Here is a 17,427-nt window from a genome sequence, read left to right as displayed (position 1 = left end):
AAGGATTTTTATTTGCATTATTAAGCGTAAGGAGGAAATATGCAAATAAATTATTCAAATGAAATTTCACAAAGTGATTTAAGTGGCATTAGTGATAATATTAGAAATTCAATAAATGCAGTTATGGGTGCATTTAGCGGAGTAATTGCAATTGTTCTTATTGTTTTAGCAATTTTTTATTTTGTTAAATTGTCAACAGTTGCCAACCGACCGGAATTAAGAGCAAGATACCTTAATTCTATCAAATGAGTTGCTATAACATTTGTTGCTGTATTAATTATTTGAGGATTAAGTAATATTGCAATAACATTAATGCAAACTAAACTAGCAAACCAAAGTATTTCAAGCTCGAGTTCTCAATTGACTAACATTTTAATGAAGTTGATGAAATAATGAGTATTTGAAATTTAGGTGAAACATTAAGATATTTTGCTTTTTATATTTTTTGACAAATATTTGTAAATGCACCATTATCAATTTTAAGAATGGTAGAAAAATTTTTTAACATATCAGAAATTTTATTTGTGCAAAAAGTTGTTTTTAATAATGATGATGGGAAACTTAATGTCTCAAGTATATATATTTTTATATCATTGATTTCTGTTCTTTTTTTAGTCACAATGTTTATCTTTCTTTTCATTAAAAATATGGTTTTATCAAGTGAAAAAAATCAATTTTTCAAAATTAGAAACTCATTAAAAAATATTACTAGCATCTTTTTAATAATATTATTAATACCTATCAGTTTTTTTATTGCGAATTTAGTTATTAATATTGCACTAAATAACATCTCCCAAACTAAATCATTAAATTCACTAAGCTTAACCGATTCGCTTTTAATTGGGCTGAAGCCAGAAGCTATGGATTATGTTGAGTGGCTTAAATATATTAAAGAAAACGGTTCAAATCCTCCATCATTTGATGTTTGAAGGGATATGAATTGAAGTATTGGAACAGCTATTGTTTTGTTTGTAGTTGCATTAATTTCAATTGTAATGATATTAAAATTAATGGTTTATGTTATTTCATTGCAATTTAAAGTTGGACTATTAATTTTAAGTTCGCCAATAATTGTAATTTGAAAAATTGAAGATTCGAATTCGAAACTAAAATATTTAATTGAAAATATAATAAGTAATTCATTAAAAATATTTACTGTGATTTTATTTTTCAAATTAGGTGGGATAATAGTTTCCACAAGTACAAATTACGTTACGGATGTTTATAAAAACCCAACGCTAAATATTATTATAACTAGCTTATTTTTAATTTCATATTTAACTGGCATTTCAAAATTTAGTGAAAGTATCGGAAATAATATCAAATTCGCCAACTTATTTCACCCTAGTAAATGATCACTACGAAATAATTTTCAAAGTAATTTAAGATATCTTAAAAATGATAGTGATGAAGTTTCAAAATCAATTAATTACAAAACAATAAGGAAGGTGTCCTATTAATGTTAGTTCCCAGAGAAGAAAATAAATTAAATCTTAAAATATACAAACACATAAATTTATTAGATCTTTTGTACATAATAATTAGCCTACTTGTTGTATTTTTGACAATATGAAATTTGCCTTTTGAAAACAATATTATAAAACTAGTTATAATTGCTTTTCTATCATTGCCCCTAGTTTTACTTACGTTTTATAACAATAAACACAAAACGAAATATTACACAATTATATGGCGCTTATTTAATTATTCTACATCTAAAAAGAAAATTATTGCATCCGAAGTGGGTTTCCCATATTTTGTTTTAAAAGATAAATTAATACTTAAGAAAAAAGTATTAAATAGAGAATTGATCGCTTACGAAATTATAGGTAAGGATATTTCAATATTAGATGCCGATGCTCAAGACAATGAATTCCTAAAATTTGAACAAGCCTTTAATAAATTTAATTTTGATTTTACAATTGTAAAAACTAACGAAACAAGTGATTTGAACGAAAATGAAAAATTTTTTAAAAATTCTAATTTTGGTGCTGAAGATATTTGAAATTCAGCTTATGTAAATGATTTAAAACAAATAAAATCTAGATTGAAAAAATCGTTCAAATTTTATATTGTTATTTACAAAAAAGAAAATTCAAATGATGATAAGTTATTCGAAAATGAAGTACTTTTATCTGGATTTAAATTTTACAAATTAGACACTAATAAATTAGTAAAACTATTGTTTAAAATTCTATTTAGGTTAAAAATAAATTTTAATAACTTAGATTTTAAGGATGAATTAGAAATAGATAATCACTTTAATAAATTACTTAAAAATGTGAGCATTAACATTAAACAAAATAGTATTGTCATAAATAACAAAGAGATTTCAATTAAAAAAGTTCATTCGCTACCATTTAGAATAGAGCCGGGTTGAGCAAGATACATTCTAGAAAATTCGCAAGAAGTAATATGACATGTCAATAAATTAAACACGTCAGAGGCATCTAATTTAATAAATAGAACTTTACTGAATTCTAGAGTAAATAAATTAAATATTGAAGACCAAGTAGAAAAAGATGCACAAGATGAAAACCTTAGTAATTTACATGAACTTTCACGGAAAATAGTTAGAAATAACTGTCAGGTTTATTCTTCTAGTATTCTTCTCATCAGTGACAAAAATGTAACTAATCGAAATGAATATAATAATAATTCAATCAAATTAAATAGTGGAAATTGATTACAATTGAATTATTTTAAATAATTATTTTTAAATGGGATAAGTAACAAAAAAGGAAACATATATTTGCCTAGTGATACACTATCGGAATCATGGCCTTTCTTTTATTCTACATACAATGATGGTAATTTATTTTACCTTGGTCAAACAAAAAATGATGAACCTGTTGTTTTTGATCAATTTAAAATTAACAATTATAGAAAAAATTCTAATGTAGTAATATTAGGAACTAGCGGAAGTGGAAAAAGCACTTTGGCGAAAAAACTTATTTCGTATCAACTAAAAGCCGGGAACAAAATTATTGTTATTGATCCTGAAAATGAGTATAAAAAGTTTTCAGAATATCACAATGGAAATTGAGTAGATTTTCATTTTACAAGCGAGACAAGTTTTAACCCTTTTAAACTACTGATTCAAGATAGTGATAATGATAAAATAAAAGTTACAAATGAACATTCATTTTGACTTAGAGGTTGATTTTCATCTCTTTATCCTATTTTAAATGAAGACCAACTTAATCAAATAGAGTGAAGTATTTCTAGTTTTTATATTAAATGATTTGAAACAAGAGAATTAGATGAAAGCCCGCTATTAAATGATTGGATTGGATTTGGCAATATAGATGAAAATATATTAAATTTATTCAAAAGGGATTTTGATAAAGATGGTAAATTCCAAAAAATGTATTGTAAATATTCAAATGTAAATTGAAGCAATAATCTTTCTGTAGTCAATGTAAAAAAAATATACGAAACAAATGATGCTAGAGTTTTAGTAAACAGCATATATACAATACTTAAAAATATTCAACTAATCATAAATAATAATATGAATTCAAAAAGTCAAAAGATATTAATTTTTATTGATGAGGCACACATTTTTATAAATGATGAAAATAAAATGGTTCTTGATTTTTTATATCAATTATCCAAAAGAATTAGAAAATATAATGCTGGTTTAATGATCGCGACCCAAAACCCATCGGATTTTAATCTTTATGGTAGTGATCAAAGAAAGGCGAGTGCTATATTGGCAAATTCACAATACAATTTCTTTTTAAACATGAAGCCTTCTGATATTGAAAATGTTCATCAATTATATAAAACAAGTGGGGGCTTAACAGAGCCTGAAAAAAAATACCTTTCAGTAGCAAGAAAAGGAGAAGCATTATTGTCAATTGGCCCTTATGAAAGACTTTTGATTAATATAAATTACAATGAAATTGAACAAAAATATTGCTATTAAATTTATAAAAATATTCATGTTAATTTTTATTTCAATTTTGCCTATATTCACAATAGCATCTAATGATTTAGTGCCTAATTACAAAATTGAAAATTCCATTAGGGTAGAAAATAAATTAACTAAAACTCATAGGTGATCAGAAAATATAAACACTGGAGCAGTAAGGGCAGTATTTTTATCAAAATTTAAAAATAACAGTCAGCTATTTTATAATCCAGGGCCACAGATATATGTAAACGAAAAATTAATGTATATCAACAAGGCAACAAAAAGTGTTGACTTACCTCATTCATTTAGTTCTAGTGACAAAATAAGAATACACTATCCGTTGCATAGCAAAGAAAAAAGCAATTACTACCTAGAATTACCAAAATCAGAAAATACTAATACGCTAACTGAAAATCAACTAAAAAATTTAATTGAACCACACATATATAGTCGTATTTTAAAAATTCAACATCAATTTCAAAAATACACTTTAAATTTATCATCTAATGACAATTCACAAATTGATTTATTTAGCATTCAAAAAGTATTTGACATTAGTTATGAATACTATATAAACGATGATGTCTTTTCATATATAAATACATTAAAAAAAGAAATGGCCAAAGTTCAATCAAATACTGCTAAATATATTACATGAGACAAAAACATAAATAAAAGCGAAAACATTGTTGTTAATACAATATATCAATTAAATAATTTAAGTACAGCTATAAAAAATTATAGTTTCAAATGGACTCTGGATAAAACATCTATTAAATCTAACACAATAACAACAACACCAAAACTAACTTTTTTTCAAAATGATAATTGAATTCATGATCATATATTTGAAAAAATTAAGATACAATTTCAAGAAATACCAAAATACAATTTGCTTCTTGAAGACACATTAAATTTTATTTATAGAAAAAACAATTGAAAAAATGGAAATTACGAATCTGAAATTCCGACACATAAAAATGAGAATGGAATTGATACAATTATTGTCAATCAGTTCCCGAAAGTTATTTATAAGTCAAATAAATTAAGTAAAAAATACATTGCAGTAAACGATGTTAAAATAGCAGTTTTAGACAATATATTTGAATATGATATTGAAAAAAATTGAGAAAATGAGTTTCAAATAAAAATCGAAATTAAGGATTTAGATAATAAGGTATTGCAAACAATTAATTTCTATAAAAATGTTGATAATCAAGTTCTAAAAAGTAAATATTTTGGTTGGAATCCCGAAAAAAATTCACATCAAAAAAAAATATTAACTCAATACTTAAACGAGAATAAAGATGAAAATCCATATTACAATCCGTTAATAGATCCAATTACAGGATTAATTACAAAAAATTATTTTGTCAAAAGGAAAGAATATTTACATTACTCTAATCAGTTGAATAAATTGATTAATAAGAATGAAATTGGAGGTTTTGTAAACTTTAGCAAATCCGATAAAGGAATAACAATTGAAAGCAATGATGAATATGAAATAATTCATGGTTACAAAAAGAATGTAAATGACTCATATATTGACGAAAAATTAGATAAATCAAAATTTAAAAAAGATAATACATATTATATATCTGAAACTGGGCTGCATCTTTTTAAATTCTTACATAAACAATCTAAACTAGACAAATATTACTTACATTTCATCGGTGAAACTAGTCCAGAGTTTGATAAATTTTTTGAAAAATATTTCATCGAAGCGGATAAATCAATTTATGGTCAAATATTAAAAATATATTTAAACAAGAATTATCCAACTACTGTCGTAAATTATATTTTTCAAAACTATAGTAAATTGCTACAAGGATGAGTTGATTATATTACATATGAATTGCCCTATCTCGATAGTGTTGATTTAAACAAAACAGAAGTTGATTCAATTGTAAAAAAAATTAACAGCTCAGAAAAACAAGGCAACAATAACGATAATAATAATGCCATTTATATCGGTAAAAAATTGGGCAATAACAGCAACAATTTAAAATTTAATAATACTCATGCCGGTAATAAAAATGATCCAAAAAATATTTTGAATAATTTTGAAACTAAGAATTTACCCAAAATTGAAAGTGATCAAAAAATAAAACAAAATGAAAATAGCGTTACCAAAAACAATAATAAACTTAGTGATAATCTTGATGAAAATAGTGAGTGAAGTAAAACCGGAGTAATAAAACAACTATTAAATAAATTAAAAATATTTGTCAGTGATAACTTTATCGAAAATCTAATTAAGTCTATAGAGCATCAAAATATTTTAATTGCATCTGAAATGAATATAGAATTAAGTAATTCAAAAGATTTTGCTTTCAAATTCGGTGTTGATCAACTAAATGCTGATGAATATTTTAAATTAAAATTTGAGCAAAACGATCATGATAAGTGGTTTATATTTTCAATTAAAAATGAAAATTTTGACCTGACAAATATAAATTATGAAAATAATTTTAATGATATTGAATGAAAAGATCATGAGAATGAAAAGATTAAATACTTTGATAGACAAAATTTAGGAAGCGATGTATTTTTAGAAAATTCAATATTTCCTGAAAGAGCATTAATTTGGAATCACTCTAGTCCCACTATGACAAACGGATTTGAATTTATGGTATATCCAATAAGTCAAGTTGATAAAAAACAAATTAAACTCCCAACTCTACTAGATTTTAATATTAGCGAGCTTAATTTAAATGGATTGACTAACAAGACGTCAATTATAACTTCTATTAAAAACCATATTTCCATGAGTGTAGGTCCAAAATATTCTAAATTATTCAAAATTCAAGGATTAAGTTCTGAATTATTAGAACGATTGTCAACGGTTCATCACAGCGCTTCAGATACTATAAAATATCAAATAGAAATAACATCTAGTAGTGATGATATACACATCTATGAAAAATTAATTATCTATAATTATTTTGATGGGGAATTTGTCCCTAAAAATAATGATTTATCAAAAATGAAGATAAATTCAATTTTATTAAATGCAAAAAGCAAGATTGAATTTATTAGTTTGTTAGAAGCTGAATTAACAAAAATAGGTTATGAAAATGAAATATACTATAAAAAAGATTTCTTTATTAAGGATCTAGATGAAATTTTGCTACCTATAAATAGAAATGGTAATTTTGAGATACAGATAACATTGCTTCCAAATCAAAAATATTTTATTAACGAATTTAATGTTGTAGTAAAAAATTCTATTTCAGAGGGTGACAAATTTATAATTGACTTAAGAGATTTAAAAATCGAAAACCTGATTTTGGAAACTAATGATGGTGGTAAAATGTATCAATTAATTACTTCTTTTTTTCAAGAAAAATTCTCAAATTTTGGTATTGATTACTCAAGCGAACTTAAAGCAATCAATCTATCTACACCCGGTACTTTTTTAACCTTGTTAAGACCAAATAATATTAATAAAGTAAAAATAGAAATAGAATCCGCAAATGAGACACTCTTAAATAGTCTGTTTGTGATAATTCAAAACAATAACAATAGTAGTGAAGCAGTAAACACAATATTAAACAATGCCACTACAGATGAAATAAATAAAAGCTTAGAATCAAATAAATTAGCTTTGTCATATTGGCTCGTGCCATTAATAATTACTATTACAATAAGTGCACTAGTAATTGGAAAAATAATACATAACAAATTTAACAGAAAGGTAAAATAATGATTTTACAAATATTAACACCAATAGAAATTGGAAACAAAAAAATGCTTGAGGATAATAAAATTAACTCAAAAGCACTTATAGTTGGTTCAGAAGAGGATAAATATTACTTTATTACATTATCTGAAAATAAAACTTATGAAAGCGACTTAGAAATAACAGTTGGTGAATGCAAACTATATGTAGACATACTGCATAATTACTTAATTACAATAAATGATTTTCATAGAGCAATTATTGTCAAAAATCATAAGGCCGATGACATAATAGATGATGAAAACAAATTACTGATAATGTCTAGCTTGCAAAAATCACTTGAAACTAACATTGATAATCACAAATTGATAAAATTAATTCCAAAAAAACATAGTCAAATTACTAGTCCTACAACTATCTAGATTTGCTCATTTAGACAAAAATATGTTGACCTACCATTAACGTAATATTTTTCGATTTCGGTACCACACCGACTACATAAATGTTTGTCCTTACCGTGGACTTGAAGGAAATTTTGATAATTTCCTTCTTTTTGATTTAATGATGCATACGTGTCAATTGTACTTCCGCCCAATGCAGTAGACTTATCTAATATTCTTGTTGATGAATCTATGATCTTTTTTAATGTTAATTTACTAATATTTTTTGCTTCAATTGAAGGATGAACTTTTACATCTCATAACGCTTCATTAACATAAATATTTCCTAAACCAGCAACATTACTTTGATCTAATAAAAATGTTTTAATAGCACGTGAACTTTTTTTCATCTTTGAATATAAAACGTCAATATCGACATTAGCAGGGATTGGTGCAACATTAACTAGTGGCTTAATTTTCAAATAATTATCATTTGTTCTTATGTGAAATGTTCCAAACTGTCTTGGGTCTTTATAATGCAATTCTGATCCATCACTAAAATATCAAATTATGTGGACATTTGTTTCTAAAAATAATGGTGCCGCACTGTAATAAAAATATTGACCGGACATTCTTAAATGAGACAGCATTATTGTTGAATCACTAAAATGAAAAACTAAAAATTTAGCTCGGTTATCAACTTTTGTAATTTTCTTTCCGATTAGGGAATTAATGAATTCTTGTTCAGAAATTTCTTTAATTAGTTTTGGCATTCAAACTTTTATTGATTTCACAACCTTGTTTTTAACCGTATCATTTAATGCTTTTGCATTCACTCTTACTTCTGGCAATTCTGGCATAAAAAAATTATATATAGTTTTATAATTAAAAAATGAATATTGCAATAATAGCCGAGTACAATCCATTTCATAATGGACATAAATTTCAACTTGATTATCTAAAAATAAATTATCCAAATGCAAGAATTGTAATTTTTTTATCCGCAAGTTATACTCAAAGAGGCTCAAGTTCTGTTATTCCGTTTGAAGAAAAAAGAAGGTTAGCACTGAAATACGGAGCTCATGAAATCGTTAAATTGAAAACTAGTTATACCATACAAGCTGCACCTTACTTTGCTAAATATATTATTAGTGAATTTAAAAAACACAATATTAGCCACATATGTTTTGGTTCGGAATTAGGTGACATTAAAAAATTGAATATGTATGCAGCACAATTAGCGAAATTAGAGGTGAAAAATAATTTTACAAAATCATATGCTCGAATAGTTAATGAATTGCTTGGTTTAAATTTGGGGTCCAATGATATATTGGCCATTGAATATCTTAAAGAAATTTTTAATCAAAAACTAAATGTACATCCAATTGTAATTAAAAGAAAAATTGAATACAATAGTTTATCTGCAAATGAAAATATTGCAAGTGCAACTTACATTAGATTTTTAATGAAATCAAATCAAAATTATTTAGATTATGTTCCAGAAAAATTTTTGAAAACAAATAATGTACTTCAAAACGATTTTAATAATTTTTTACTATTACAAAGTAAAATTATTAATGATAACGAAAATAATTTCACATCAAATTTGCACTACTCACGAGAGATATGTAATTTATTCAAAAAATATTGTTTAGAACCAGATTATGAAACTTTTTTAAATAAGTGCAGTTCTAAAAATAGAAGTAAATCAAATATTAGGCGTGCTGTAGTAGCTTTTGTAAAAAACATCAAAGGGGACATTTGTGAGCATAGAAAATAATAAAAAAAGTAAATATAGCGGTAAAAAAACAAATTATAAATTCAATGATAAAAATAAGGTTAATAAAAGCATAGAATTAGTAGATAAAAGTGAAAGATTAACGGATAAGTGAATAAAAATAAAAGATGTTCAAAATCAAATAATTTTAATTGAAAAAAATCTAAATTCTCAATTTAAAAAATTCGACAAAGATTTTAAAATTATTTCTGAAGAAAATAAAAAAATAAACGAAAACATTGATAAGTTACAAAATAAAATTTTAAAATTGAATAATTTAATTTGAGACTATGAACAAAGTAAAATTTCTTCATTGGCAATTGAAAATGCAAATTTAATTTTGGAATCTGATAATTCTAAGCAACTTGATAATGATTCTGAAATAACAAAGGAATTTGCAACCATTATAAGTCTGACTCATAATTTAAGTAGTGATAAATTAAACGATAAAGTAATTGAATGAAAACACAAATTTTCTTTGGATGGAGAAATAATAAATAACGAAGACTTTATTGCACATATGGAAGACTTTTTTACACTTGAAAGAGTCAATCATTTAGATAAGACTTTAGAAATTATTGAAGATTTTATAAACGAGGAAGTTTTAATAAGTGAACAAACATTTACTAAATTTATAAATACTATTGAAGCAATGAGTAAAAAATTAGAAATATATTTTCCTAATAAATATTATTCAAAAGATGTTAATTCTTTATCAAGTCAATTAGTTGGGTATTTAAGAAATTTTTTAAAAATGCTAACTCAAAAAACTAGTCCAGAAGAGTGAAAAGATCTTGGGTACACAAGAGTAACTCGTGCCACACAAATAATTGAAAGTTTAATGAGAAATGTGTCTTTTTTAATTCGTGAAAACGAACAAAATTACAAAGAACAATCAAAATCTATAAATTTAAATGATTTTCTAATCAAAATGCATCCTAAAAAATGAAATAAAATATTTGATAATGAATTCAGATTGGTTTTAAGATACTTTTTAGCGCAAAAAATATATGACGAAAGTGCAGCAATTAGAAATGACTTTGCTCATAATACAAAAGCAGCTAATGAAATGATATACAAAGCAAATATACAAATTAATGTTCAAACATTAGCTATTACATTACTTGTTTTCAACCAGGTATATGTAAATAGACACATTCTTAAAAAGAATAAATTGGATAATACTCAAATATTAAAAATAAAGCATAACAAGTAAATAGTGTTATTGTGCCATCAACCAAAATATGTAGTAACAAAAATTAACGGCCCTTTCTACTAAGACCGTTAATTTTGAGAAGTTATCATTTAGTAATAAAAAAATAGGTTTTACTTAAATTCTTATTTAAATTTATAATTAATGCTTCATTATTTTTTTTTCTTATCTCTATTTAAGATTGCTTCAATATCTAGCTTTTGGAATTTTTCAAATGCTTTATCAATGTCGACTTCAATATCTTTAATTGGTCTATCCTTTTTAATATTCGGTTTAGCAATTGTTTTATTTTCAGGAGCTTCAAGTGTTATTTCAATTTCCTTTTGAGGTAAAGATGTTGAAACTTCCGATTGTTTAACTTCATTAATATTTTCTTGATAGTTTGTTGATAATGGTAAGAAAATATTTTCTCTTTTTACCAATACATTATTGACATTTTTACCTAAAGATAAAAACATTTTTTGATCATCTTTTTTTAATGCTAGAGTCCAGTTAAATTGTGAAACATTATTTGGCTCAACTAACATAACTTGTTCATTGTTTTCAAATATAGCAGCATCAATAACTGTATGATTATTTTTCTTGGTTTGTTCAAAATATTTTTGTCCTTTAGTGTTTCGGTTATTAAATTTGAAATCATTAATTTTAATTGGCAAATAGAAATTTCTATTAGATATTAAAATTGCTGATTGACTTTTTAGCATTATGAACGCAAAATTAACTTCTTCATCAGGAGATAATTTAGCAATTATATTCCCTTGCCCACTTAACTTTAAAATTGGTAATTCAGTTTCTGATAATTTTAATGCTGTGTCTGCCGAAGTAAAAATTAAAATAATTCCGTTCCCAAATGAAGTTGATGAACTAACTAATGTATCTCCCTTTTTTAAAGTAATTGCTTTTATTTTTTTACCAAATCTGTTGGTTTCAAAATCACTTATTAATGAACGCTTACCCATTCCGGATTTAGTTACAAAATAAATGAATCCTTGAGTATTATTTATTTCATTCATAACTAAGACATTAATTATTTTTTCATCATTATCTAAATAGTCAAACTCACTTATATGTTGACCAGGTTCTTTTCATTTTAAGGATTTAAGTCTATAAACAGGTATCAAAATATAATTACCTTTGTTTGTTAGAATTAATAATTTTTGCTTTGTATTGGCATTTAAATCAAATTTAATATAATCATCATCATTTAAAGGTAAGGTATCAAAACTATTAGATTGATAAATTTTTGAACTTACTCTAGATATATATGAATTTGCAGTAATTATTACATTGACATTTTCAACTTCTATTAAATTTTCGATATTGTAACTTTTATCTAAATCATCATCTATTAAAATTGTTTTTCGCTCGACACCATATTTTTTAATTATTTCTTTTAAAATTTTAATCAAATGTTTTCTGAATTCATTTTCATCTGATAAAAGTAATTTTAATTCCTGATTTTTTAAAATCAATTGATCTCTTTCACCTTGGAATGAAAGAAAATCTGTTTGACTCAATCTATAAAGTTGCATTTCTGCTATTGATGTAGATTGCCTAAGGGTAAAATCAAAATTAGATTGAAGGTTTTCGATTACACCTTTTTTACCATTTTCACTTTGTCTGATTATTTTAATTACTTTGTCAGTAATAGACGCTACTTTTATAAATCCTTCAACTATTTCTAGTCTTTTTTCAGATTTATCTAAATCGTATTTAATTATTGAAGTATTAATTTCTGCAAAATGGTCTAAATAACTACCTAAAAGTGCATTCAAATTCATTAATGTAGGAAAACCATTGTCAATCGCAATATTATTATAATTGTAATAAATTTGCAACTCTGTTTTTGAAATTAAAAATTTCATTATCGAATCAGGATCGGCATCTTTTTCTAATTTGATGTGAATATCAATTCCATTTCTATCACTTGCATCAAGAACTTCTTTGACACCAGCTAATTTATGTTTCAATAATAATTCATCAATACTAAAAACTAATTTTGATTTAACAACGCCGTATGGAATTTGAGTAATAGAAATATAATGTTCTTTTGAATTTTTGATGATTTCATATTTTGAACTTAAAACAATTTTACCTCTACCAGTTTCAAAGGCTTTTTCAATTTCGCTATTTCCATGTATTATTCCCCCAGTTGGAAAATCAGGTCCTTTAATATATTTCATCAATGTTTGAATTGTCAAATTTTGATTTTTAATTTTGGCAATTGCGGCATTTAATACTTCAACTAAATTGTGAGGAGGCATTTCTGTTGCAAATCCAGAAGCTATTCCTTTAGATCCATTCACTAATAAATTAGGAAAAAAGGCAGGTAAAACAGTAGGTTCAGTTTCGGTATCATCAAAATTAGGAGCAAATTTTACAATCCCTTTGTCAATACCTTCAAGCATTAAATCTGAAATAGCTGCTAATCTACTTTCAGTATATCTCATAGCAGCAGCAGGATCATCATCAATTGAACCAACATTACCGTGCATCTGAACTAACGGCATTGCCATTTTTCAATCTTGTGCCATTCTAATCATTGCATCATAAATCGAAGTATCACCATGTGGGTGGTATTTTCCGATAACATCACCAACAACTCTGGCTGATTTTTTATATGGATTTTGATTATGCAATTTCAAAGCATGCATAGAATATAAAATTCTTCGTTGTACCGGCTTAAGACCATCTCTTGAATCGGGCAATGCTCTTTCTTGGATAATATATTTAGAATATTTCCCAAAACGTTCAGACATTATTTCGTCAAGATTTTGAATTAAAAATTCTTCGTTATTTACTGCATTTTTTTTAGACATTATTACCGCTTACTTCGATTTTAAAATCATCTTCATTATTAAAATTGACATTTTTACTAATTCATTCTTTACGTAAATCAACATTATCACCCATTAAAGTCGAAACTCTTCTTTCGATTATGGCAATATCTTCCAAAGTTACTTTTATTAACGAACGGTTTTGAGGGTCCATTGTAGTTTCTCATAATTGTTCAGCATTCATTTCACCCAAACCTTTATAACGTTGTAATTCATAACTTTTATTTACAGTTAATTCTTTAAGTTCAGATTCATCAAAAGCATATTTTACTGATTTTTTAGAATCTTTGTAGGTTATCTTGAAAAGTGGTGGTAAAGCAATGTATACATGGCCATTGTCAATCAATTTTCTCATGTATCTAAAAAAGAAAGTAAGTAATAAAACTTGTATATGCGCTCCATCTGTATCGGCATCTGTCATAATTATAATTTTGTGATATTGTAAATTATTAATATTAAAATCTTCACCTATACCACAATTTAACGTGTTGATTATTGTGGCAATTTCTTCATTTTTTAATATGTCAATCAATCTAGCTCTTTCGGTATTTATTACTTTTCCACGTAAGGGAAGAATTGCTTGATATTTTCTATCTCTTCCACTTTTTGCTGACCCGCCAGCTGAATCTCCTTCAACTAAAAAAATTTCTTTTTCAACGGGATTATTACTTTGTGCTGGAGTCAATTTACCTGAAAGAATTTGCTTTTCTTTCATTTTATTTTTTAAAGTTCTTGATTCTTTTCTAGCTTTTCTAGCTGCCATTCTTGAATCATAGGCTTTTTTGATTTTTTGAATAATTCTTTCAGCTTCTTTGGCATTTTCATTAAGCCATTTTCTTGTTGAATTTATTATGAAATCTTCGACAACTAACTTTGCTTCAGGTGTTCCTAATTTATCTTTTGTTTGACCTACAAATTCTAGAATATTTTCAGGTACTTTCAAAGATAAAACAGTAGAAAGACCTTCTCGTATATCTTCACCATCAAAAAATGATTTTGATTTTATTAATTTTCTTTCAAAAGCTCAATCATTGATAATTCTCGTAAAAGCTGTTTTGAATGCAGTTACATGCACTCCACCATCTCTTGTTTTGATGTTATTTACAAACGAAACGATTGTTTCACTATAATCGTTAGTGTATTGGAAAGCCCAATCAACTTCAATATCTGAAGCATCACTTTTAAACGAAATAATATCAGTAGCTTTCTTTTTAGATGCATTTATAAATTCTATAAATGCAACAAGACCATTTGAATACTTAAATTTTTTAATTTCACTATTAATTTCATTTTTCAAAATTATTTCTAATTCACTATTTAAAAAAGCTGCTTCTTGAAAGCGTTCACTTATTAAATCAAAATTAAAAACTGCTTTTTTAAAAATTATTTCATTTGGTTGAAATTCTACTTTTGTGCCTTGTTTTGATGTTGAACCAACAACTTTTGTTTTAGTTTTAATTTTTCCGCCATCTATAAATTCGGTAAAATACTCTTTACCGTCTTTATAAACTCAAACCTTGACAAAATTACTTAAAGCATTAACTACACTTGCGCCAACACCATGTAATCCACCTGCTGTTTTATATGCCCCATCTCCAAATTTACCACCTGCGTGTAATTCGGTAAAAACTAATTCTACTCCGCTTAATCCGGTACTATGTTTTTCAACAGGTATACCTCTTCCATCATCTTCTACAATAATTGAATTTTCTTTAGTTAAAGTTACTTTTATTTTTTTTGCATACTTAGCTAAAACTTCATCTACGGAATTGTCAAAAATTTCTCAAACTAAGTGATGCATTCCTCTTGAATCTGTAGAACCGATGTACATCCCCGGACGTTTTCTAACTGCATCTAAACCATTTAATTGTTTTAAATTTGCTACTGAATATGTGTTCATGATTTTTATTATAAATAAGTAATTACCTTTTAATAATTAATATCGATAGAAAATAATTAATTTAAAATATTTATTGCTTACGAAAATTTAAGTACCTAACCATTCAAATCATCATTATTTATTTCCAAAAAATTGTCAATATACTCACTTATTAATGAAGCACACGTAATTCTATTTAAATGTTCTTTAACATTATCGAAAACATATAAATCTTTCATTAACTTTTCATCATATTTTTTTCCACTAATCAACTGTTTATAATTATCGTTAAATATTTTTAATTCAGAAATTGTCATCTTCTGAATCATACTTAGATACATACATGATGAAGCTTTAAAAATGGCACAGCCATTATGATTTAAATGTGTGCTTTCAATACGCTCATTATTTATTTTAATGTTAATGTAAAAAGCATCTGCACAAGTGTTCGAGTGCAAATAATCAGAATTTTCAGATTTAAGTGTGTCATTATAAATATCACACTTTCTATAGTTTTCCATAACGATTTTTCTTCTTACATTTAAATCTATAACTTTAGTATTCAAAAAAATCACCACCTTTTTTTAATGTTTCAATTAAGATTTTGGCTTCTTCCATTGTGTTATATATTCCCAATGAAATTCTGATGAATGAATCTTCTTGATTCAAAAAATTTAAATGGGCACAAAATTTGCCATGTCTTACGTATATATTTCTTTTACCTAAATACGTTGCAATATCTTGAGAATGAACACCCTTTAATGAAGCCATAATAATGGCTTTACTTTTAGAGCGGTAAACATTTCAATTTTCCAATTTACTTAAGTTTTCAAAAATATAATTAGAAATATCTTCCATTTCGGTTAAAAAGTGTTTATGGTCAATACTTTCAAAAAATTCCATTGCTGCAACCATTCCAAAAATTCCCGCAATGTTAAGTGTGCCAGGTTCAAAAGCACGATAATCAGTTATAAGATCAAAATTAATTGCAGAATTATTTCACATATCTTTAACCGTTCCGCCACCGTATTTTGAAGGTGTTAAATTGGATAGAAAATTGTTTTCAACAACTAAAAAACCCAAACCTGTTGGTCCATATAATTTATTAGCACTAAATGCTAATGCTGTAGAATCATTGGCACTAACTGTACCATGTATAATTGCTTGAGCAGCATCATTTATAAGAATTATTTTTCTTTTTTTGCAAATATTTACAAGTTCAAAAAAATCAAATTCATTTTCAAAATTATTAGTTTGTTGGCCGATTGAAATCACTTTGGTTTTATCACTAATTTGATCTACTATTGTTGAACTAGAAATAATTTTGAAACCAAGTTTTTTTGAATTGTATACTCACGGAATAATATTAGAAGCATGGTTGCTATTAGAAATTATGACTTCATCGTTAGGTGTCAATAATTTGGAAATCATCTCAGATATAAGATTTAATGATTCCGTTGTACCGCTTGTAAAAATTACTGAATGAGATTTTTGACTAACACCAACTAGATTCAAAATTTTCTTTCTTAATAAATCAATTTTTTCTTGAACTCTAAATCCTATTTCTGTTTCTATAGTTCTGTTACTAATACCTAAATTTAAATAATAATTGGAAGTTTCTTCAATAACATTTTTGGGTTTAAGTGCAGCAGCAGCATTATCAAAGTAAATTATTTTACTTGCCATTGGAAATAATTTTCTTAAATCATTTTTTGACTTTATTTGATTCACAATCCTCTC

13 protein-coding genes are annotated in these 17,427 nt (G+C 25.7%); 8 read left to right on the top strand and 5 right to left on the bottom strand.

Going from position 1 to position 17,427, the window contains the following annotated elements:
* Nucleotides 1-39: 39 nt before the first annotated feature.
* From CG473_RS02655 to CG473_RS02630, 6 genes are read left to right on the top strand one after another with little or no spacing between them, the layout of a single operon-like run.
* On the top strand, nt 40-393 hold the full coding sequence (locus CG473_RS02655) for an Mbov_0395 family pilin-like conjugal transfer protein (protein WP_094254769.1): 354 nt from the start codon (nt 40-42) through the stop codon (nt 391-393).
* Nucleotides 393-1,460, top strand: a complete 1,068-nt coding sequence (locus CG473_RS02650) for an Mbov_0396 family ICE element transmembrane protein (RefSeq protein ID WP_094254768.1) — start codon at nt 393-395, stop codon at nt 1,458-1,460. The genes CG473_RS02655 and CG473_RS02650 overlap by 1 nt, the downstream gene beginning before the upstream one ends.
* Nucleotides 1,460-2,710, top strand: a complete 1,251-nt coding sequence (locus CG473_RS02645) for a hypothetical protein (RefSeq protein ID WP_094254767.1) — start codon at nt 1,460-1,462, stop codon at nt 2,708-2,710. The genes CG473_RS02650 and CG473_RS02645 overlap by 1 nt, the downstream gene beginning before the upstream one ends.
* A gap of 42 nt (nt 2,711-2,752) precedes the next feature.
* A complete protein-coding gene (locus CG473_RS02640) occupies nt 2,753-3,931 on the top strand; it encodes a VirB4 family type IV secretion system protein (RefSeq protein WP_133509982.1) in 1,179 nt (392 codons plus the stop codon).
* Nucleotides 3,903-7,625 (top strand): hypothetical protein, encoded by a 3,723-nt coding sequence (locus CG473_RS02635; RefSeq protein WP_094254765.1) that lies wholly within the window; start codon nt 3,903-3,905, stop codon nt 7,623-7,625. The genes CG473_RS02640 and CG473_RS02635 overlap by 29 nt, the downstream gene beginning before the upstream one ends.
* Nucleotides 7,625-8,023 carry a hypothetical protein gene (locus CG473_RS02630; protein WP_094254764.1) on the top strand — a complete coding sequence of 133 codons (399 nt, stop codon included), beginning with the start codon at nt 7,625-7,627 and terminating at the stop codon, nt 8,021-8,023. Before CG473_RS02635 ends, CG473_RS02630 begins: the two co-directional genes overlap by 1 nt.
* Here the strand turns inward: CG473_RS02630 and mutM are convergent.
* A complete protein-coding gene (mutM, locus tag CG473_RS02625; protein ID WP_094254813.1) occupies nt 8,020-8,841 on the bottom strand; it encodes a DNA-formamidopyrimidine glycosylase in 822 nt (273 codons plus the stop codon). The two genes, CG473_RS02630 and mutM, sit on opposite strands and share 4 nt — an antisense overlap.
* Before the next feature lie 32 nt (nt 8,842-8,873).
* On the opposite strand from mutM, the gene CG473_RS02620 reads away from it, so the two are divergent.
* Nucleotides 8,874-9,761 (top strand): nucleotidyltransferase family protein, encoded by an 888-nt coding sequence (locus CG473_RS02620; protein WP_094254763.1) that lies wholly within the window; start codon nt 8,874-8,876, stop codon nt 9,759-9,761.
* Nucleotides 9,745-10,974 carry a hypothetical protein gene (locus tag CG473_RS02615; RefSeq protein WP_094254762.1) on the top strand — a complete coding sequence of 410 codons (1,230 nt, stop codon included), beginning with the start codon at nt 9,745-9,747 and terminating at the stop codon, nt 10,972-10,974. Before CG473_RS02620 ends, CG473_RS02615 begins: the two co-directional genes overlap by 17 nt.
* A 149-nt stretch (nt 10,975-11,123) precedes the next feature.
* Here the strand turns inward: CG473_RS02615 and CG473_RS02610 are convergent, their stop codons facing one another.
* From CG473_RS02610 to CG473_RS02595, 4 genes are all read right to left on the bottom strand, one after another.
* Nucleotides 11,124-13,730 carry a DNA topoisomerase (ATP-hydrolyzing) gene (locus tag CG473_RS02610; RefSeq protein WP_425320038.1) on the bottom strand — a complete coding sequence of 869 codons (2,607 nt, stop codon included), beginning with the start codon at nt 13,728-13,730 and terminating at the stop codon, nt 11,124-11,126.
* Nucleotides 13,731-13,782: 52 nt separating this feature from the next.
* On the bottom strand, nt 13,783-15,708 hold the full coding sequence (parE, locus tag CG473_RS02605) for a DNA topoisomerase IV subunit B (protein WP_094254760.1): 1,926 nt from the start codon (nt 15,706-15,708) through the stop codon (nt 13,783-13,785).
* Between the two features lie 95 nt (nt 15,709-15,803).
* Complete coding sequence (locus tag CG473_RS02600; RefSeq protein ID WP_133509981.1) at nt 15,804-16,253, bottom strand: iron-sulfur cluster assembly scaffold protein; 450 nt, start codon at nt 16,251-16,253, stop codon at nt 15,804-15,806.
* Nucleotides 16,243-17,418, bottom strand: coding sequence for an aminotransferase class V-fold PLP-dependent enzyme (locus CG473_RS02595; protein ID WP_094254758.1), 1,176 nt, complete (start codon nt 17,416-17,418; stop codon nt 16,243-16,245). The genes CG473_RS02600 and CG473_RS02595 overlap by 11 nt, the downstream gene beginning before the upstream one ends.
* Between the last annotated feature and the right edge of the window lie 9 nt (nt 17,419-17,427).

The organism is Mycoplasma testudineum (genome assembly GCF_002245785.1).
Taxonomy (GTDB): Bacteria; Bacillota_I; Bacilli_A; order Mycoplasmatales; family Metamycoplasmataceae; genus Mycoplasmopsis_B; species Mycoplasmopsis_B testudinea.
Note: the sequence above shows the minus strand (reverse complement) of the source record. Positions and strands in the feature narration are given on the sequence as shown.